This window comes from Pedobacter frigidisoli, from assembly GCF_032678525.1.
Taxonomy (GTDB): Bacteria; Bacteroidota; Bacteroidia; order Sphingobacteriales; family Sphingobacteriaceae; genus Pedobacter; species Pedobacter frigidisoli_A.
The window spans coordinates 342256-359735 of the sequence record NZ_JAVTSE010000003.1; the positions used below are offsets into that span (position 1 = coordinate 342256).

Below are 17480 nucleotides of genomic sequence, written 5' to 3' on the forward strand. Positions count from 1 at the left end.
TCCTAAGGGAGCTTTTTTTTTACCTGAATAGCGATGAACCACAATACTTACAGAAAAGTGCATCGCTGTCATGGCCTTCCCTACTACAATTCGGGCAAGATTCAGGAAGCTCTTTTTTCTTACTGGCCGCCACCGCAATGTCGTGCGTAATTATTCCAGTCGGTACAGCAATGATGGCGTAACCAATTAACATCACTACAGATGCAACAAACTTGCCCATCGGCGTTATGGGAGAGATATCCCCGTAGCCAACTGTAGTAATGGTTACGATTGCCCAATAGATGCTTTCAGGTATATTTGAAAAGCCGTTCTCACGATTTTCGACCAGATACATAATCGACCCGAGGATCACTGTAATGGTTAACACGGTGAGCAAAAAAATACTAATCTTACGTAAACTATTTCTCAACGCCTGGGTTAGAAAGTTGATTTCGGTAAGAAACTGTCCTAGTTTAAAAATTCTGAATACCCTTAACAATCTCAATGCCCGGAATACAAGCAACGATTGCGCACCAATAAAAAATATGCTCAGATAGGATGGCAACAATGCAATCAAATCGATAATTCCCAGCGGACTAAAAATATATTTAATTGGTTTACGAATGCTAACGAGTCTCAATATATATTCTAAAGTAAACAATGCAGCAAAAATCCATTCGGCAATGTTAAATATTTTACCATAATGCTGATGTATACTCACAACACTATCCAACATCACAACAATGATACTGGCGAAAATTGCAATCAGTAAGCCCACATCAAACGCCTTACCTGCAGGCGTATTTGACTCATAAATAATTTCATGAAGCTTGAAGCGCCAATCTTTGGGTTCTGATTCAACCATTTTTATAATAGATCTTGTATGTTGGAATCTCACCCGAATTGAGGCTGGATGAGCTTTTATATTTAGTGAACACCTTATTAATTCGAATGTTTGATTCAGAACAAAATGAATAAAACATTAGTCGTAAATACTTGTCGTGTAAAGTATGAGAGTAAAGGGAACAATAATCCATAAACTGGGTACGGGCGAACATGTTTTGATTCTTCTGGCAGAAAATAAAACAGAGCAGCAAAAGTTATATCATTACCTAACGATCGATGCCATGCAGTTTAAGTAAGAAATCGCTACTGAAGCGCCGAAGCTTGATTACATTACTGCCGGATTTAAAAATACTGAAGGAACAGTAATATTCAACCAAAATTATATTGAAATGCCTAAATGGTATGAATTGAACTAAACTAAACATATTTCTGCATAAAAGTGTTATTTATGGATGAGGAGTATACTTTTTGTAGCCGTGTGTCTATTCGTTAACAATGCATTTGCACAATACACCGACAGCACAAATTACCATTTGCTTTTAAATTCAACAGGCTCAGTTAACCGAACTAATGATGATCAGGCTTATTTACTCAACAACGCATTAAGCTTTGGTGTAAAGAAGAAAAGCATGGTATTAAATTCATCATCGGCCTGGTTATATGGAAAGCAAAATAACAACCTCAGCAATAACGATTTTTCTACTACGCTAAACTTTAACCTGTACAAAACCTTCCCCCACTTCTACTATTGGGGTTTAGCTAACTACAATACCAGTTATTCGCTGAAACTCAAAAACCAACTGCTGGCGGGTTTAGGAATTGCCTATAGCATTGTCGACAAGGAATATGCATACGTGAACCTGAGCAATGGAATTCTGTTTGACCAAAGTAGTTTAATTGCCGGGGATAATTACCACACCTACAGAAACTCATTAAGATTACAATATCACTTCAGTATAAAAGAACTCATCACCATTGACGGTAACCATTTTCTCCAGAATTCCTTCTCCAGAAAAGGAGATCATATTATCAGATCAAACACTACGCTTGGATTTAAACTTAAAAAGTGGATAAGCCTGACCACTGCGCTTACGTACAATAGATTGAATATTACCAACAGCGAAAACCTCAATTTAACTTACGGACTGAGTTTGGATAAATATTTTTAAAGTATCATTCTTCTTTTACTAATAGCTGTGGAAAAATATATAAAATTATAAATACACTGTATATCAATCAATAAAGCTGAAAAATAAGTTGTTTGACAATTATGTTTTTAAAGATGTGACATCCAAATATTATTTTTGTTTTATGGCAAATACAAACGTTAAAAAATCAATTCAGAATAAGATAGAATCACTTGGTAAGGACATTGAAAACTTACAGGCAGAACTTGTGAAATGGGAAAAAATCGCTGCCGATTACGAAACGAATTCGGAAAGCATTGATTTGATTTTATCTATTCAGCTTCCTGAGAAACCGGAAGGAAAGGCAAAAAAAATTAAGCTTTAGTCAGCTGAACAGCATGAAAAAAGGCGTAATTTCATTTGCGCCTTTTGTGTTTTAGCTATTTAACACGAAAATTTAAACTATTTCATTACGGGCAATGTTTACCTGATACAACAAAAACCTATGTATATGAAAAAGTTAATTTATGTGGTTGCCGTATCAATTTCGGCGTTTACGTTCCAGTCTTGCGGTAGCGGGCAGAAAGATGCAAAAGAAAGTGCTGACAGTTTGAATATGGCGAAAGATACGTCTACGAATGTGGCAGAAACCGGAGGCATTGCTGTTGATGAAGCAGATTCTAAATTTGCCACTCAGGCAGCCGTTGGTGGTATGGCAGAAGTGGAGTTAGGAAAACTTGCCTTAGAGAAGGCTACAAACCAGCAGGTTAAAGATTTTGCAAGCATGATGGTTAAAGATCATGGGACAGCAAATACAGAATTAATGGCTATTGCTGCTCAGAAAAACATCACCTTACCGAGTACCGTAGATGATGAGCATAAAAAAACCATGGAAGATCTTGGTAAAAAAACTGGCGCGGATTTCGATAAAGCCTATGTAGATGCAATGATTAGCGGACACAAATCAACCTTAAAACTGATGGAAGATGAATCAAAAGATGGTAAAGATGCCGAATTAAAAACGTTTGCAACTAAGACTGCACCAATTGTTCAGAGCCACCTGGTGATGATTAATAAGATCAGTGACAGTATAAATAAATAAGTTTCTCCACCCAAAGTCATTTGATGTTAAAGTGACTTTGGGTACTTTAAATGGCATTGGTTCTATTTTATTTCCCGCCTCATATTTCTTCCTTCGCGGTTAAGCAGTTCTTGTATGATGCCATCGAGTTTTTGATAATTTACCGGCTTCATAAGATACCGGTCACAATTTACACTAAATGCATCAAGTGCATAATGCTCATAGGCGGTAACGAATATTAAATACTTTACTTTATTGCGAATTACCCGCGCAACATCTAATCCCGAAATATCCATCCTGATATCAAGAAATAGAAAATCAACATTATCGTAATCCAGAATTTCCCGGGTTCCCACCACCGGATCTGTGAATGTATTCAACAACTCCAGCTGATTACTTTGGTTAATGAAATATTTAAGAATATTGATGCTCATTTGTTCATCATCGATGATTACACAGCTATACATATCGGATTGAGCTTTAATTTAGTAAACCGAATTAACTAAGCAAAGCTACGGCCAAAACAGAGGCATTGTTGATTTAACTTTCAGGAGGCGTATATAGTGCTATGAATTTCTTTCTGGTAATCAACTTCAGATAAGGGTAATTTCCGGAAAGCTGTGGTCTTTGTTTAAGTTCGTATATAAAATGCCCACCTAAATCGACGAATATGGGACAGGTGGCCTCGAACCATACCTTGTGAGGATTTTTCCAGCAAAAAGAATATAGATCAGATGTCAGAACGATGTCCTTTAGGTCTGGATGATAAAAATTGAGGATACGGGGATTTATTTCCCCATTTATGACCTCATTTTTTCTAACCATTGATAAATGATCGGAGTGGCAAAATTCAAAAGCATCTAGTTTTGGATCATCGACTGCTGGGAGGTGTTTTAATATTCTGAAGCCTTTAAATTTCTTTCCATTCAAAACCCAAACCAGATTCGGATAAAAAGCTTCCCTGCTTTTCAACTCCAGGATTGTGATCGGCGAGTTTTGAAATTCGATGGTATGTCCTGATGGAGTAAATATGTCTGCTCTGTGAAAATCGCCTTTCGCAGCATCGTTAAATCCTACTTCGCGGAACGAAGGAGGAAATGCAAGCTTCCAATCCCTGTGCCAGGCTGTTTCCTTTCTGTAAAAAGGCTCTGCTACAAGCGCTCCTGCAACTGAAGAGAGCTGAATGCTGTCGTTGTGAAAGTTGATAGGGTCATTCATGAAGTATACCCGCGCAAGCTATTGCAAAATGGATGATTTCGGGTGATACAAAAATAAAACTAAATATATTAGCAGGAGAATCTGCAAGCGGCGAAGTTAAAACCTATAGGAATACATACCGATATCCCACAACATAAAATGATAGCATAGCCTTTAGTTTGCTTTCACAATACCCGAAGGAGACGTAGCTTTATTATTCACTATTAATGCGGCAGTTAAGATCCCTGCCAGGAATACTCCTTTTACCAGCGGAGATCTTTTTCCCTTCTTCACCCCGCGGTAGATATTATAAAGTGCGATAATGCCCAATCCGGTCATCTCTATTTCTTTACGGTTTTGCATGCCTCGTTTGGTGAATAGCATTTCCGTAAGCTGGTTAACTATGCTAAAGCTGAGTTGTACTTCCTTCTTTATTTTCGATTTACTTGCCTTCAATCCTGCTGAGTCACCAACAGCTTTCAATCCATCCAACACCAATCCGTTTGTTTTCGCTTTTTTTGTATAAGTATTCATCATCAGTTCTTTTAAAAAGCAACATGAATAATAGCCGATGGTTTTGAAAAGTTTCAATTTGTTAGATCAGCTTAATCCAACTCTGCATGATATTATGTGATGTACAAAATACCCAAAGATTCGTTAACCCTATTCAACAGTTAATATTTCTTTAAGTAATAGCTGCAATTTCATGTGTGTAATCTTTAAATTTGGGCTTCATTTAACCGTATTAAATTGAAGTTAAAATTCACATTATTTATCTTGTTCCTCTCCACCGCATTGCAAGCTCAGGTTATAAGAAAAAGAACAACAATGCTAATGGGTGGTAGATTTGATATCTCAATCGTAGCCAAAACAAAGCTAATTGCGGAAGCCAATATAGATATCATCATTGGAGAAATTTCGAGAATTGAATTCTTAATTTCCGACTGGAAACCAACGTCACAAGTTTCTGCTGTCAATCAGCATGCTGGTGAATATCCCGTAAAAGTGGATCGGGAGGTTTTCCAACTTACGCAGCGTGCCATTCAGTTATCGAAACTAACCAATGGCGCGTTCGACATCAGTTTTGCAGCTATGGATCGAATCTGGAAATTCGACGGATCAATGACTGAAATGCCGTCACCTGAAGCAGTCAGAAAATCTGTACAAAATGTTAATTATAAAAATATTATTCTCGACAGCATCAACTGCACTATTTTTTTGAAAGAGAAAGGCATGAAGATAGGTTTTGGGGCATTAGGAGAAGGTTATGCCACTAACCGCTGTAGAAAAATGATGTTAGAAAAAGGCATTAACGCTGGTATCGTAAATGCTACCGGCGACATGAGTGTATGGGGTAAACAACCCAACGGCAAACCATGGATGATCGGAATTACTAACCCATTTCACAAAGATAGCCTGTTTGCTGCTGTTCCCATCAAAAATGGTGCGGTTGTAACTTCTGGCAGCTATGAAAAATTTGTGATGTTTAATGGAAAACGGTATTCACACATCATCAATCCCACAACAGGATATCCTGTAACAGGACTAACCAGCGTAACAGTTTTCGGGCCCGATACTGAAAAAGCAAATGGTTTCAGCACCTCGATTATGTTGCTTGGTAAGGATAAAGGACTTAAATTACTCGCTGGATTTCCAGAATATAGCTGTGTGATATTTGGAGACGATGGTCAGCTTTACTGGTCTGAAAACCTTGACAACCAGACGATTGAAAAGTGGAAGAAAAATCTGTAATCATTAATTCCGATTGAGATCACTTTCCTCCGCCCTAACACCATGAACTAAACAATATTATGTTTATCTGGAAAATATCGGGTCGGTTACACTAATAACAATCCATTAAGACCTGTCCGCGCGATTGATAGAAACTAATGCTTTTGTTATCCTGTTCCTGGCATAGTTGTTCCAACCAGCCTATAACATCCTTTTGCATGCTTAAGGAGCCGCATAACATAACCGCTCCATCATTTCTCAGCGTTTGAGCTACAAAATCACTATCCCTTGCCAGTAAATCTTTTACATACATTTTATCCCCTTCACGCGATAATGCAACATTGACTTTAGCAGCTTCCAGGGCTTTAGCGTTAATACTTTTTTCATACAAAGCGAATGATTGCTGGTTCCTGAAACCGCAATACAGGTGAATATTTTTCTGACTACCATGCTGATTCAGCATCCCCAGAAATGGTGCGATACCGGTTCCATTTGAAACCATAATTACTGTTTTTCGCTTATGGGGAAAATGGAAATGTGCATTTTTTATAATAGACGCAGACAATGACTCTCCAACATTCAGATTGTATAAAAACCCGGAACCCAGCCCACCTTCGTGCAGTTTGACACTGAGTTGTACTTCTTTGCCAACTTTTCCTATGGAATACTGTCGCTCTCTATGATCATTTGCAGGATAAATCGTCAGCAAATCACCAGAATCAAATTTCTTTAAACGCTTAGGCCTTAATCGTATTATGAACGATGTCTCTTCATGTGCGGAAACAATTTTATCGGTAACTATGAACTTCAGTGTTTTAGGCGCCTTCGTTTCCAGCAATTTATCCAGTACCGTTAATTCGATATCAGAATGGGATGCCCAGGAGTTAGCCCAGATGGTGAAGTCCTCGGGTGACCGATCGTTGACCGTATGTATTTCGAGTATCGGCGTTGCCCAGGTCTTTTTCGAGAGTGCATTATTCACCTCATAACCAAACTTACAGAAATCCGGGTATGCATGAGAGCCAAAGGCTACAACAGAAAAGTTAACAGACTGTTGTTGTGGATAACGTTCTAGCTGCGAGATAAACTTCTTCGCGTTTGTTGGCGCATCACCCTGTCCGTAGGTGGCCGTAAAAACAAGGATTTGCTTCGCCTGAGCAAATACCTTATAATCATTTAGTTCGGCCATAAATAAAAGCTTACCGCTCGTCAAAAGCTGATCGTGGATGGCCTTTGCAAATCTAAAAGTGGTTCCATTCTCTGAACCCACCAGAATAATAAACTCGGCTGCTTCCGGTTTGAATTTATTCCTGATCCGGTTCGAACGCCTTTTCCACATGATGACGAAACCAGAATAAATAAAAAACAAAATATTTATCGAAGCGATCGCCAAAACAACTGCCCATATCGTATTGGTCCTGCCCGTATGTAAATCCATACTAAGTGTATTTAACAGAGTAGCTGTTGTATAGGCCTGCTCTGTTAAAATCTCTCCTGTAATTTGATTTAACGTAATTTCTCTATCCTGAAGTTTGATAGTGAAATAGTCTTCTACATCTTCTGAAAAAGGAAACTCAATCGACTGCACTTCTCCAAGCTTTATATTTTTCAGCACTTCAAAATCCTGCAGCTTTTTTTCGGGAGTAGTTTTGAGTGCATCGAAATCTACCTTTTGCGTAATCTTTTGTTCCTTGATTAATCCAAATCTTTGCAGCGATAAGAATGTTCCGCTCAAGGAAATGATGATAATTGGAATAAGCAATAGACGACCGAGGACTACGTGGTAATATTGTGCAAAACCATCTCTGACTATTTTTCCAAAAAACTTTTTAAAGCTTCGCTGACGCTGAATGATCAGTACAGTTCCTGATGTTGCGATGAGAAATAGCAGAAATGCGGTTATATCTACAAAAAAACGACCGGTTTCGTGTAGAAACAAAGAGCGGTGTAAAGTTGTCACGGTTCTGAAAAATTCGTTTTCTTTACCTACCCTCCCCAGGGATTTTCCACTAACAGGATCGACATAAAATTTTCCTGACTCATCATTTAGATCAGTGCCGTTAATGCTGACAAACTGGTTGGCATCTATTGTTACATCGCTGATATCGGTATACGATTTCTTCAGATTGGGGATTACCTCGGCTACCGTAAGGTTGCTGAAACCTTTAGAGCGGTAAGATTGTGCTTTTTCTGTAACAGGCTTAAAAGCGAGGATAATTCCCGTTACTGAAGCCAGAGTAATAAAAATAAAAGAAGATATAGCCAGTGCTAAGTGGCTATATCTCCAAACAGAAATTGTCATTTATAATATTTATTAATTGGCGCTCAAACGAACGTTTCTGATGTACCCTGTTCCTTCAGTCTTAGCAGCAAGTCCTTCAGTGGTAAGTGGAATTTCAAGATCTTTGACGTAATACTTATTGTCTTCAACAGCAGTTTCAAAACGGATCTTGTAACCTTTATTCAGTTTAGCATTATCGATTTCAAAAACGGTTACACTTCTGTCGCCGCCCGTAACTGAAGCGCCTGTAATTGCACTGATATTAGTCGGTTTAGCTTTAAAGGCCTTGTGCCACTCCTTTAGATCGGGATACCATTTTTTATCCGAACCCATCACATAGAGTGTTTTTTCATATGTACCTTTCGGGTCTATTAAGGAAACCACGATATATGCACCTTCACCTACATAGTTTGTCATCTGCACAAGGCATTTGTACTTGGTAGTTTTCTGTGCAGAAGAAAAATCAGGTAACGTAAGCACCAGCATAAATGCCAGGCATAATTTAAAAAAAGTATTCATTTTATTATTTTAAGAAATCTATAGCAATTTTATTTTTTGACAGGTATTCATTTTCACTGGCCAGGTCGAAAGGTGTTTCTTTAAATTCGGTAGTTACATCTTTTTTGGCACCAACAGAGATCAGGTATTTCATAAGTTCAGTATCTTTCGCTGTCATCGCTGCCTTATGCAAAGCAGTGTAGCCTTCTTTGTTTTTCACGTTAACGTCTGCCTTTAACGGCGTAATAAACTTTGCTAAAGCTAAATCATTTTTCGCCACAGCGATATGGTATAAGCTGTTTCCGTTAGGCTGTGCAGCAGCAAGGTCAAATCCCTTGTCGGTTAACAGTTTATATTTCGCATTAAAGTCTTCCATACCTCTTGGTGAATAGCCCTGCATCAGGTAATATGTCAGATTATTTCCGTCTTTATCTGCAAGTTTTAAATCAGCCCCTTTATCCAAAAGTAACTTCACGACATCAGCAGAGTTACTGCGAACGGCCATATCTAATGCAGACACGCCCTTCGCGTTCACCTGATTAATGTTTTTTACATTTTTCAATAATAATTCCAAAGCTGATAAATCCCTGGTGAAACCTGCTGCATTAATGAAGGCGGTGTTTCCATCCTTATCAGCCTGATTTACATCTACGCCTTTGGATAGAAAATAGCTGATCAATTCTTCCTGCTTTGGTTTACGAACAATATAGAATAAAGCGTTTTCCCCGTTTGTTCCCAATGCTGACGGTTTAAGTTTCAAACTTTCCAGATACTGAAAAACGGGTAAACCGTTTGAAGATCCTCTTCCACCCTGTGCAGCCATCAATACGGCGTTATCGTTATATTTTACCCCCTTGGCAATTAATTTATTCATTAATTCAATGTTACCAGTTCTTGCTGCGTAGTTAAACGCGGTATTTCCAGAGGCATCAACACTATTCAAGCTTAAACCTTTTGAAATAAAATAATTTGTGAGTGCAAATTCTTTATCATTACTAATTCCGATCAGTAATGCATTTGCACCGTCATGGTTTAAGTCTTTCTTTAAATCGGCACCTTTTGCAATCAGTAAATCATAAACCTTAGTATTCTGTTGTCCAGCAGCCGCGGCAAAAGTTAAAGGGGAAAACCCATGACTGTCTTCCAGGTTTGCCTTTGCACCGTTTTTTAACAGGTATTCCATCACCGGCACATTTCCTTTTGAGGCAGCGGTAAATAAGTAGGTCCTTCCATCATGCAAAAGCTTATCTACACCATTACCAGGTTGAGACAACAGAAACAAAATGGATTCTATAGGGGCATCATTGCTGATTGCAAAGAAAGTAGCATCAAATGAGATCTGATTCAACTGAGAAGGGCTATTTCCTTTTTCAATTTCAGCCTTTATCGTGGCCAGGTCGGTGTTCCCTTTCCAAAAAGCCTGATCAAAGAAAGTATTTTTCTGAGCCTTTAGGCCCAATGATGCAATCAGTAAAGCACCAAGAAGGATTTTTTTCATTTGAGTTTTGTTTAATTCTATCTAGATAGCCGAAGTGTTTGGATTACTAAAATCGAGCGCTAAGTTAAAAAGAATGATTCTAAATAAATAGCCTGATTTAAAACAATTCTAAATAAAAGATTAATTGTCTCAAATTTATGACAATAAAAAACCGGATTGGATAAATTCCAATCCGGTTCCGACAGCAATCTGATTCTTGTATACTCACCAACTTTAAGGTTTTCGTAATCTGAAGAATGATCAGCATAACTAGGGTTAATATTCTACCTTGTAATCTTTCTTAACTTTAGCGCCCGACCATGCTTTAACGGAAGTCCACGGTGCCGGAGATGAAGTCCAGAATGGATCGTTCTGTTTTAATCCTAATGGTAAGAACCCAAGGGTTGCCATGTATAAACTTCCTGTTGAGGTATACACATCGGCGATTTCAGGCTGGCGACCATTAAACCCTAACACCAGCCAGCCATTATCGTCGAAATTTTGTTTGCCATCATACATCCGGTGAAATACTGCTGTTAATGCACACCTCACCTGAGCAGGACTTACCTCCGCGGGTAGTTTTCCAATCAATGCGGTTTGCCCCAACGCCTGAAATGCCGCAGTACGGTAAGTAACTGATCTTCCATAAGCAGGGTAAGAACCATCAGGAGCAATAATGCGTTCCAGGTACTCACTGTATCTCGCCATTCTTGTCAACGATTTATTGTAGTCATCTACATTTGCTTTACCTTTTTCATGCATAATCTGCATCAAATCAACCATCATCGGATGAATCACATAAGAGTTGTAATAGTCCATGCTGAATTTTTCACCATCGCTGTACCAGCTGTCACCTACATACCATTCATTAATTTTCTTCAATGCAAATTGCAAACGCGCGGGATCGTACTGAGCTCCGATTTTAAGCAGAAATCCTTCTGTCAATCCTGCAAAAAGTAGCCAGTTGTTATAGGCACCAGTCCGGTTGCGCAACGATTTGAATTCCTCCACATACCGCTGTTGTGTGGTCGTATCCAAAGCGGCCCAAATCCCTTTTGGTGCGCGAATGAAAGCATGTGCAACATAGGCTGCATCCACTATTGCCTGCGGTTCAGATCTGAAATCCAGGTAATCTTTACTTTTTGGATCAACAGCATTCTTAAGTCCTTCGATGACAAGCAATCGGAAAGATTTTCGCAATTTACCCTCTTCCGAATCATCATCGGGTAACTCCAGCCATGGTGCGATACCGGCAATTGTCCGCCCAACAGCTTCCAGATAGGTTACATGTTCCAGTTTGAGGTTGTAATTGTTTCCCTTTTCGAGCGGCATATTCTGCTTTAACGTTTCATTTGCCAGATTGTTGATCACCGGATAAGATATCCGGTATAACGTTTTCACCCAGAATTTCCGGTCGGCTGCTCCTCCCGATTGCTTTGTTTGAGCAATGGAGGATAAAGCGATAAGAACAAATACCCCTGAAAAGTGCAATGAAGCCACCAGTTCTTTTGATTTTTTTAGTGTCGATTTGAAGCTCATATGTTATAGTCATTTACCAGTATATCCCTTTTCCTGGCTAAAGGTACCATGCCTTATATCCCGTCATGGCTTCCAGATCATAGAAGTCAGCATAAAAGGATGCATCAAATACCTACATCAGGCAGGCTTTTCCGACAGCAAATCTTTCAGTATAGAATTTAAAAAGATGTTTGGCAAAAGTCCCACAGAATACATGGCAGAAACAAAAACTATTAACTCACCGCCAAAAGATTTTTTACATTAGCAGCGAGCTTATCGTACTCGAAAGGCTTAAACATTACCAGATCTGCGTTATTACGAATAGCTTCTACCTGGCGGTCGAGCAATGCAGTGATGAGCATAATGGGAATATGCTTTGTATTGTCATTGCTTTTGAGGTCAAAAGATAAGGATCTGCCGTCTTCATCGCCGAGCATAATATCCATCACAATTAAATCGGGCTCGAACTCTTTAAGAGTTGGATAAAGTAACCTGGATCGATGAATAACCTCAACATGAAAGTGCTCATTCTCCAGGATGAGTTTAATCACTTCCGCATTACTTGCGTCATCCTCAATAACAAGAATTTTAGAGCCCATAATTAAAATTAGGTATAAATCTCGAAAATAGAAATCCGTATTTATACGATAAAAAACCGAATCATGAATAAAGATATGGGCGGGGTTCAACTTTAGCGATTACAACTTAGCGGAATTGTACTATCATACCGGTATTTTTTGCTAATGTAATGAACTAAACCGGCAACCATACCCGGAAGGTCGTGCCGCCTGAGGGGTTAGACTCATACCAGATTTTTCCATTGTGAGCATCAACAATTTGCTTGGCTATTGACAAGCCTAAGCCGAAAGATGGCTCACCATGTGTGCCAGCGCTTCCAATTTTACCCCGGCTACCGAAAAGTGTAGCAGCAACATCCTCCGGAATACCCACCCCCTGATCGGCAATGCTTATCTCGACGCCATTTCCCTGAAAAGAAAGCTCAATATTTATTTCTTTATCTTCCGGGCTAAATTTGATGGCATTTCCAATTAAATTACTGAAAACACGCCAGATTTTTTCCCGGTTCATTAGAAATGTAACCCTGAAAGCCTTGAGACTAATATGTATGGATTTTTCTGCCGCTTTATGTTCGAGCATTTTCACACAGTAGTAAAGTATATCAAAAATATCTGCCTCCCGAAGCTTCAGTTCAAGTTGCCTGGTTTTTGATTCCAGCAACTCATTGATCATTTTTATGGCTTCTTCACCCGATTGCTGAATGAGCTCGTGCATATGCTGGTCTTTTTCTGGCAGTGGCGTGAGATAAGATAACGTTGAGGCCGCCATCATCATTCCGCTGATAGGATTACGCAGATCGTGAGCAATTACCTGCAGCATATCATTATTCTCCTGGTGACTCTCCTCCAGTGCTTCATAAGAATGGATAATCTGGGTGTTCAGAATCCTCATTGCCTTCAGATTTTTCCTGTCCTTCCTCAGGTTTCTGATAAATAAAAATGCAATAACGATAATGAGCAGAAGCAAGGTAATGGAACCATATAAAAATAATGATTTACGCTCTACGGTTCGTTCCAGGTTTAACATGCGATACCTGCGTTCAGCATTTTCTAACCCATTATCAAAGTCGGTACGTTTCACCGCTTGTTCAGCTTTACTTATAGAATCTTTTAATTTGCCTGCTATTCCCAGGAAATGATAAGCGCTCTGATAGTCGCCAGTGTTTTGGTAATACCGGCTTTTTGCATCCAGCCAGCGCTGTAAAATTTCATTATTTCTACTTTCTGGTCCGCTTGTGGAACGGAGATAAGTGTTTACCTGTTCTAAAATTTCATGCGCTTTTTCAAACTCCTGCTGTTTCAGGTATAAATTGATGAGTTTAATTTTAGCTGTCTGTGCATCATCAATCGCAAATCCATAGTGATCATTTATCCTGATACTTCTTTTGAGTATATCCTCAGCCTTTGCTGATTTACCTTCTTTAGCATATACGCCACCCAAATTCCCGTATATTACTCCTCTCGCAACTTGTATTGATTTCTGCGCTTCAGGAAATTCCTTTTCATGATCCAGAATACGTTGAAGAGCGAATTGATAATAATATACTGCACTATCTGGCTTATTAATCCGTTCATAACTCAATCCGGTAGCATTTAATACTGCCTGAGGAAAATACACCTTTGAGTTAAAATCGCTGTCCGCACAGGCGTGTTTTTCTATTACGGCTTCTTTAAAAAAAGTTATTGCACGCCGATAGTTTGCCTGCCGGTAGCGTACAAGCCCCATCCGATAACTAAGCACCGCTTTACTGCAATTACCAAGGTGCTTTCCTGCAAATGTCTTAGCTTCATAATAGTAATCGTAGGCCCTTTCAAAATTACCTGACGATCGCAGAACGTCTCCTTTAGTGAAAAGGCTTACTGCATACTCATACTTGTACTGCAATTTATGAGGCCTGATTACATGAAGCATGCTGTCTGCATAAATTTCTGCAAACCGCATATTATTGCTGTAATTCAGGTAATAGATGGCTTTGAAGTTGTAAATCTGCCATTGATCAAATTCAGAGATTGAATTAATCCTGACAGTTGAATGTTCAATGTAATTCAATGCTCCTGATTCTTCTCCCAAATCTAAAAGATGTGATGCACTATCAAGCATTGCCTTTACCGCTGTTCCGGATATCGACGACGGTTGCCGATCGTTTTTACAAGCGGCAAACCCCAGGTAAAAAAGTAGAAACAGTGCTAACCATTTTGTTGACCTGAAAAGAAATTCCTGATTGATATATTTATTCACCATAACTTTTAAGTCAGCACAGATATTGCTGAAATATGGATGGAAAAGTCAGCTTTAATTGTATTCCCCTCCTTTGATAAGACCTGAATCATAATTAGACTTGCGGAATTACAATTTGTAAATGCAACATATAGATCATATGTGGATATCAAATGATCTTTTGCATGCACAACTCCGTTTCAAATCAAACGTTTGTTTGTCAAAAATACATCAAATATCTAACCAAAGAAAATTCAATCGGATTTAATATAAGGGAGCAGGATATGAGAAAAAGTTCTTATATCTTTCGGGGAAAAAATTCTACATCCACAATCTGAAAAATCGAGAACATATAAATCTTACTCTTTTTTGGTTTAATAATTTGAAATGTGACATAAAAATTATATTTTCAAAATATCAAACTATAACCAATGGAGAAAATTAATTTAATTGTGGGATTGTGTTCGTTCTTATCAGCCTTCGGGATTTTAATAGTTCTGATTCGTTCAAGTGATAAAGAAAACGACATTTAGGATTGGGTTTTGGCTGGCCCGTTTCGGGCCGGCTTCCTCGCCCTTATGTTAACGCCACATCCTCCATAAAGAAGCATCCTGCTCGTCGGCAGCGGAAATGGCTTTCCATAAAGCTTGTGAAATGGTTTCTAATCTTAATGTATTTAATAGCTGATCCTGACGCGGCGTATTTGCATTTGCAGTATCTAACTGTACATTTGATGAATCGTGATTTGATGATTGCATTTCCATAGTTTCGCGATTGTTTCTATTTTCAACGCCTGACTAAATAAAATGTTTTTGGATTAACATCATATAACAGAAACCTATCAGGTTTTTTACATAATGATATTATCTTCGACATTTAGTCTGTCTGTTCATAGTGCTGGTAAGTGCCCAAATGATGAGCACTGGTTGAAAAAACAAACGTGCAAACCTTTTCTCGTCGGTATCTAAACCAAAAGCACTACGCTTATTTACATACTGGGAAACATTGCCTGGAAAAACGGCAACGAACAAACTGGCTGCAGCCAGGCCGACAAACTTCTGGTATTTTACGGGAGCAAATATTAAACCAGCACCCATTGCAATTTCTACAAATCCTGAATACACAACGGTATCATCTTTTTTCAGCGGCACCCAGTCGGGCACCTGCGCCTGAAAGGGTTTTCGCGCAAAAGTAAGGTGGCCAATGCCCGCAACAACCAGCCCTGTTCCCAATAAGACTCTCGCAGTATTTTTTATAAGTGATGTGATCATAATTCAGCAATAATATAAATTGAATGTACAATAATGATATTATCAACATTACTCGCTGGAAGATTGTTTTCCACTTACCTTTGGGCTATGACAATGCAGGAACTACAGGAACTTGAAGATTTTTTCACAAACGCCGGAAAGCAGCAAGTACCTATCTTTTTGAATGATGCCACTGAAATCACTGACTATGACCTTTTTCTCCAAAGTCACATCCAACCGCTAAGGGCTGACATTAACTCAAAGGTGTATCAGCCACTAGTTCACCGGTTGAAAATGCTCAAACTGCTTATTGAGTCCAATGCCTGATCAGCTACTTTCGATCGCTGTGTCCCAGGTCTTTCTCGGGGCTTACCTCATCCCTTACGAGTTGCTTTAGCTCCTTAATTTCAGGGAAGCGTTTTGCGGTTTTCCTGTCAAAAATGATACGTTCGCCACTGGTTACAACAAAGGTTCCCCCTATTTCGCTTGGAATTAACGTTACACCCTTAATTTCATCTGTGAAGGTAGTAAGCAGTTCTTGCGCCATATACGCGGCACGCAACAGCCAGCCACATTTAGGGCAATATTCAATACTGATTATTGGTTTCATATCTATTATTATCCGCCGAAATTTAAGGAAATATTTTTATTAACGCGTTTGTGCAAGCGCCTTGATTTAACATTGAAATAATGTCTGCAACAATAGATTCACAATTCCACGAATCCTGTATGATTACTTAAAACAGTAACATCAAATAAATTAGCTAAATAAAAACCTTCAGGCTATGTTTTTATTCAGGCATAAATTCATTTTTTTGGATCCAACAACCGACATTTGATGTAGTCTATTATGTCATTTGAAAAAATGGCAGTCTATTTCAAAATTAAGTATGAGAAAAGGTATTGTGATCCTTATTGATCCAGTTTCAGATAAGGGTTATATTATTGATGAAAACGAACAAGACATCCCTTTTTTATTAAGTTCGCTGAACAAAGCTGTTGAAGTGGGCGACAGGGTGCTGTTCGAAATTACATTAAGTAAAAGTGGTTTAATGGCCAAAAACGTTTTGCTTAACATACAAAAGTCAGCCATTAATAACGGGGAACAATCATCTTCTCAAGGAATCTATATTTCTAGAAAAGTTCCTGAATAATCGCTATCGAAAAAGCCTTTTATATTTTTATATTTCTTAAATCCTTTTGGTTGAAGTTTTCTGCGCTGAATTATCAACCCTGAAAATAGAATCGTTAGCTTCATCCGTTTTGCCATCTAAATAACGGATAATCATATCAACAATTTGTGGGGGAAACACCCGCTGTTCCATAGGCAACAATCCAAAAAGTTTCATCAGTGTTGTTGTGCTGATATAGTCCTTCTGCTGGGTAAAAATGGCAACAGAAATCTGCTCACACAGCTGCCGGTCGATACTTGTACTTCCAAACTTCTTGTGCAAAGCCTCACGCAGGTAATGCAGGGTCTTTAAGCTGTTCATATTTCGTTAGGGATGATTGCATCAAAATTAAAGTATTGACCCAGCATTTGCAATGCGGTGTTGACATATGACAAACAAAAAGTAACTCGTAATCGGATTAAACACAGATAAGCGTACTGTTTTCTTTGTTGATATTCAATATCAGCAGAAAATAGTACACTTAAAACTTTGATTTTACTTCTTTCAATACGCCTTTGTTAAAACTT

The 17480-nt window shown here is 38.7% G+C and carries 21 protein-coding genes; 7 read left to right on the top strand and 14 right to left on the bottom strand.

What is annotated here, in order from left to right; genetic code table 11:
* Positions 1-19: 19 nt before the first annotated feature.
* Positions 20-844 (bottom strand): ion transporter, encoded by an 825-nt coding sequence (locus R2Q80_RS10500; protein ID WP_316799555.1) that lies wholly within the window; start codon positions 842-844, stop codon positions 20-22.
* A gap of 145 nt (positions 845-989) precedes the next feature.
* Between R2Q80_RS10500 and R2Q80_RS10505 the strand changes: the two genes are divergently transcribed.
* The 4 genes from R2Q80_RS10505 to R2Q80_RS10520 all read left to right on the top strand — a co-directional run bounded on the left by R2Q80_RS10505 (position 990) and on the right by R2Q80_RS10520 (position 3054).
* The gene (locus R2Q80_RS10505) at positions 990-1121 is read left to right on the top strand and encodes a hypothetical protein (RefSeq protein ID WP_316799556.1); all 132 of its coding nucleotides are present in this window, start codon (positions 990-992) and stop codon (positions 1119-1121) included.
* Positions 1122-1277: 156 nt separating this feature from the next.
* Positions 1278-1994 (top strand): DUF481 domain-containing protein, encoded by a 717-nt coding sequence (locus R2Q80_RS10510; protein WP_316799557.1) that lies wholly within the window; start codon positions 1278-1280, stop codon positions 1992-1994.
* A 142-nt stretch (positions 1995-2136) separates the two neighbouring features.
* Positions 2137-2337: a hypothetical protein gene (locus tag R2Q80_RS10515; RefSeq protein ID WP_316799558.1), complete on the top strand. Its 201-nt coding sequence runs from the start codon at positions 2137-2139 to the stop codon at positions 2335-2337.
* A 126-nt stretch (positions 2338-2463) separates the two neighbouring features.
* Entirely contained in the window at positions 2464-3054 is a 591-nt protein-coding gene (locus R2Q80_RS10520) for a DUF4142 domain-containing protein (RefSeq protein WP_316799559.1), read from the top strand.
* Between the two features lie 62 nt (positions 3055-3116).
* Here R2Q80_RS10520 and R2Q80_RS10525 read toward each other — a convergent pair whose 3' ends face one another.
* The 3 genes from R2Q80_RS10525 to R2Q80_RS10535 all read right to left on the bottom strand — a co-directional run bounded on the left by R2Q80_RS10525 (position 3117) and on the right by R2Q80_RS10535 (position 4767).
* The gene (locus R2Q80_RS10525) at positions 3117-3500 is read right to left on the bottom strand and encodes a LytR/AlgR family response regulator transcription factor (RefSeq protein ID WP_316799560.1); all 384 of its coding nucleotides are present in this window, start codon (positions 3498-3500) and stop codon (positions 3117-3119) included.
* A 73-nt stretch (positions 3501-3573) separates the two neighbouring features.
* Positions 3574-4251 carry a competence protein gene (locus R2Q80_RS10530; RefSeq protein WP_316799561.1) on the bottom strand — a complete coding sequence of 226 codons (678 nt, stop codon included), beginning with the start codon at positions 4249-4251 and terminating at the stop codon, positions 3574-3576.
* Positions 4252-4404: 153 nt separating this feature from the next.
* On the bottom strand, positions 4405-4767 hold the full coding sequence (locus tag R2Q80_RS10535; protein WP_316799562.1) for a hypothetical protein: 363 nt from the start codon (positions 4765-4767) through the stop codon (positions 4405-4407).
* A 213-nt stretch (positions 4768-4980) separates the two neighbouring features.
* Here R2Q80_RS10535 and R2Q80_RS10540 point away from each other — a divergent pair, with 213 nt between their 5' ends.
* Positions 4981-5982 carry an FAD:protein FMN transferase gene (locus tag R2Q80_RS10540; RefSeq protein WP_316799563.1) on the top strand — a complete coding sequence of 334 codons (1002 nt, stop codon included), beginning with the start codon at positions 4981-4983 and terminating at the stop codon, positions 5980-5982.
* A 91-nt stretch (positions 5983-6073) separates the two neighbouring features.
* Here the strand turns inward: R2Q80_RS10540 and R2Q80_RS10545 are convergent, their stop codons facing one another.
* The 8 genes from R2Q80_RS10545 to R2Q80_RS10580 form a co-directional block, all read right to left on the bottom strand.
* Positions 6074-8263 carry a PepSY domain-containing protein gene (locus tag R2Q80_RS10545; protein ID WP_316799564.1) on the bottom strand — a complete coding sequence of 730 codons (2190 nt, stop codon included), beginning with the start codon at positions 8261-8263 and terminating at the stop codon, positions 6074-6076.
* 12 nt (positions 8264-8275) lie between these two features.
* The gene (locus R2Q80_RS10550) at positions 8276-8761 is read right to left on the bottom strand and encodes a DUF2271 domain-containing protein (RefSeq protein WP_047801179.1); all 486 of its coding nucleotides are present in this window, start codon (positions 8759-8761) and stop codon (positions 8276-8278) included.
* A gap of 4 nt (positions 8762-8765) precedes the next feature.
* Positions 8766-10238, bottom strand: coding sequence for an ankyrin repeat domain-containing protein (locus R2Q80_RS10555; protein WP_316799565.1), 1473 nt, complete (start codon positions 10236-10238; stop codon positions 8766-8768).
* A 255-nt stretch (positions 10239-10493) separates the two neighbouring features.
* Complete coding sequence (locus R2Q80_RS10560; RefSeq protein ID WP_316799566.1) at positions 10494-11756, bottom strand: DUF2264 domain-containing protein; 1263 nt, start codon at positions 11754-11756, stop codon at positions 10494-10496.
* A 212-nt stretch (positions 11757-11968) separates the two neighbouring features.
* Positions 11969-12334: a PleD family two-component system response regulator gene (locus tag R2Q80_RS10565; protein WP_316799567.1), complete on the bottom strand. Its 366-nt coding sequence runs from the start codon at positions 12332-12334 to the stop codon at positions 11969-11971.
* 154 nt (positions 12335-12488) lie between these two features.
* Positions 12489-14555 carry an ATP-binding protein gene (locus R2Q80_RS10570; RefSeq protein WP_316799568.1) on the bottom strand — a complete coding sequence of 689 codons (2067 nt, stop codon included), beginning with the start codon at positions 14553-14555 and terminating at the stop codon, positions 12489-12491.
* A gap of 557 nt (positions 14556-15112) precedes the next feature.
* Positions 15113-15295 carry a hypothetical protein gene (locus R2Q80_RS10575; protein WP_316799569.1) on the bottom strand — a complete coding sequence of 61 codons (183 nt, stop codon included), beginning with the start codon at positions 15293-15295 and terminating at the stop codon, positions 15113-15115.
* A gap of 99 nt (positions 15296-15394) precedes the next feature.
* Entirely contained in the window at positions 15395-15802 is a 408-nt protein-coding gene (locus R2Q80_RS10580) for a hypothetical protein (protein WP_316799570.1), read from the bottom strand.
* Between the two features lie 33 nt (positions 15803-15835).
* On the opposite strand from R2Q80_RS10580, the gene R2Q80_RS10585 reads away from it, so the two are divergent.
* A complete protein-coding gene (locus tag R2Q80_RS10585; RefSeq protein ID WP_316799571.1) occupies positions 15836-16108 on the top strand; it encodes a DUF6965 family protein in 273 nt (90 codons plus the stop codon).
* A 4-nt stretch (positions 16109-16112) separates the two neighbouring features.
* Here R2Q80_RS10585 and R2Q80_RS10590 read toward each other — a convergent pair whose 3' ends face one another.
* Positions 16113-16391: a SelT/SelW/SelH family protein gene (locus R2Q80_RS10590; protein WP_316799572.1), complete on the bottom strand. Its 279-nt coding sequence runs from the start codon at positions 16389-16391 to the stop codon at positions 16113-16115.
* 280 nt (positions 16392-16671) lie between these two features.
* On the opposite strand from R2Q80_RS10590, the gene R2Q80_RS10595 reads away from it, so the two are divergent.
* Positions 16672-16935, top strand: a complete 264-nt coding sequence (locus R2Q80_RS10595) for a hypothetical protein (protein ID WP_316799573.1) — start codon at positions 16672-16674, stop codon at positions 16933-16935.
* Between the two features lie 36 nt (positions 16936-16971).
* On the opposite strand, the gene R2Q80_RS10600 is transcribed toward R2Q80_RS10595, so the two are convergent.
* On the bottom strand, positions 16972-17274 hold the full coding sequence (locus tag R2Q80_RS10600; protein ID WP_316799574.1) for a hypothetical protein: 303 nt from the start codon (positions 17272-17274) through the stop codon (positions 16972-16974).
* Positions 17275-17480 lie beyond the last annotated feature (206 nt).

Bases quoted from the DNA above. Each gene is read 5' to 3' on its own strand.
- R2Q80_RS10500 (WP_316799555.1), bottom strand. From the start codon at position 844: ATGGTTGAATCAGAACCCAAAGATTGGCGCTTCAAGCTTCATGAAATT.
- R2Q80_RS10505 (WP_316799556.1), top strand. From the start codon at position 990: ATGAGAGTAAAGGGAACAATAATCCATAAACTGGGTACGGGCGAACAT.
- R2Q80_RS10510 (WP_316799557.1), top strand. From the start codon at position 1,278: ATGAGGAGTATACTTTTTGTAGCCGTGTGTCTATTCGTTAACAATGCA.
- R2Q80_RS10515 (WP_316799558.1), top strand. From the start codon at position 2,137: ATGGCAAATACAAACGTTAAAAAATCAATTCAGAATAAGATAGAATCA.
- R2Q80_RS10520 (WP_316799559.1), top strand. From the start codon at position 2,464: ATGAAAAAGTTAATTTATGTGGTTGCCGTATCAATTTCGGCGTTTACG.
- R2Q80_RS10525 (WP_316799560.1), bottom strand. From the start codon at position 3,500: ATGTATAGCTGTGTAATCATCGATGATGAACAAATGAGCATCAATATT.
- R2Q80_RS10530 (WP_316799561.1), bottom strand. From the start codon at position 4,251: ATGAATGACCCTATCAACTTTCACAACGACAGCATTCAGCTCTCTTCA.
- R2Q80_RS10535 (WP_316799562.1), bottom strand. From the start codon at position 4,767: ATGATGAATACTTATACAAAAAAAGCGAAAACAAACGGATTGGTGTTG.
- R2Q80_RS10545 (WP_316799564.1), bottom strand. From the start codon at position 8,263: ATGACAATTTCTGTTTGGAGATATAGCCACTTAGCACTGGCTATATCT.
- R2Q80_RS10550 (WP_047801179.1), bottom strand. From the start codon at position 8,761: ATGAATACTTTTTTTAAATTATGCCTGGCATTTATGCTGGTGCTTACG.
- R2Q80_RS10555 (WP_316799565.1), bottom strand. From the start codon at position 10,238: ATGAAAAAAATCCTTCTTGGTGCTTTACTGATTGCATCATTGGGCCTA.
- R2Q80_RS10560 (WP_316799566.1), bottom strand. From the start codon at position 11,756: ATGAGCTTCAAATCGACACTAAAAAAATCAAAAGAACTGGTGGCTTCA.
- R2Q80_RS10565 (WP_316799567.1), bottom strand. From the start codon at position 12,334: ATGGGCTCTAAAATTCTTGTTATTGAGGATGACGCAAGTAATGCGGAA.
- R2Q80_RS10570 (WP_316799568.1), bottom strand. From the start codon at position 14,555: ATGGTGAATAAATATATCAATCAGGAATTTCTTTTCAGGTCAACAAAA.
- R2Q80_RS10575 (WP_316799569.1), bottom strand. From the start codon at position 15,295: ATGGAAATGCAATCATCAAATCACGATTCATCAAATGTACAGTTAGAT.
- R2Q80_RS10580 (WP_316799570.1), bottom strand. From the start codon at position 15,802: ATGATCACATCACTTATAAAAAATACTGCGAGAGTCTTATTGGGAACA.
- R2Q80_RS10585 (WP_316799571.1), top strand. From the start codon at position 15,836: ATGATATTATCAACATTACTCGCTGGAAGATTGTTTTCCACTTACCTT.
- R2Q80_RS10590 (WP_316799572.1), bottom strand. From the start codon at position 16,391: ATGAAACCAATAATCAGTATTGAATATTGCCCTAAATGTGGCTGGCTG.
- R2Q80_RS10595 (WP_316799573.1), top strand. From the start codon at position 16,672: ATGAGAAAAGGTATTGTGATCCTTATTGATCCAGTTTCAGATAAGGGT.
- R2Q80_RS10600 (WP_316799574.1), bottom strand. From the start codon at position 17,274: ATGAACAGCTTAAAGACCCTGCATTACCTGCGTGAGGCTTTGCACAAG.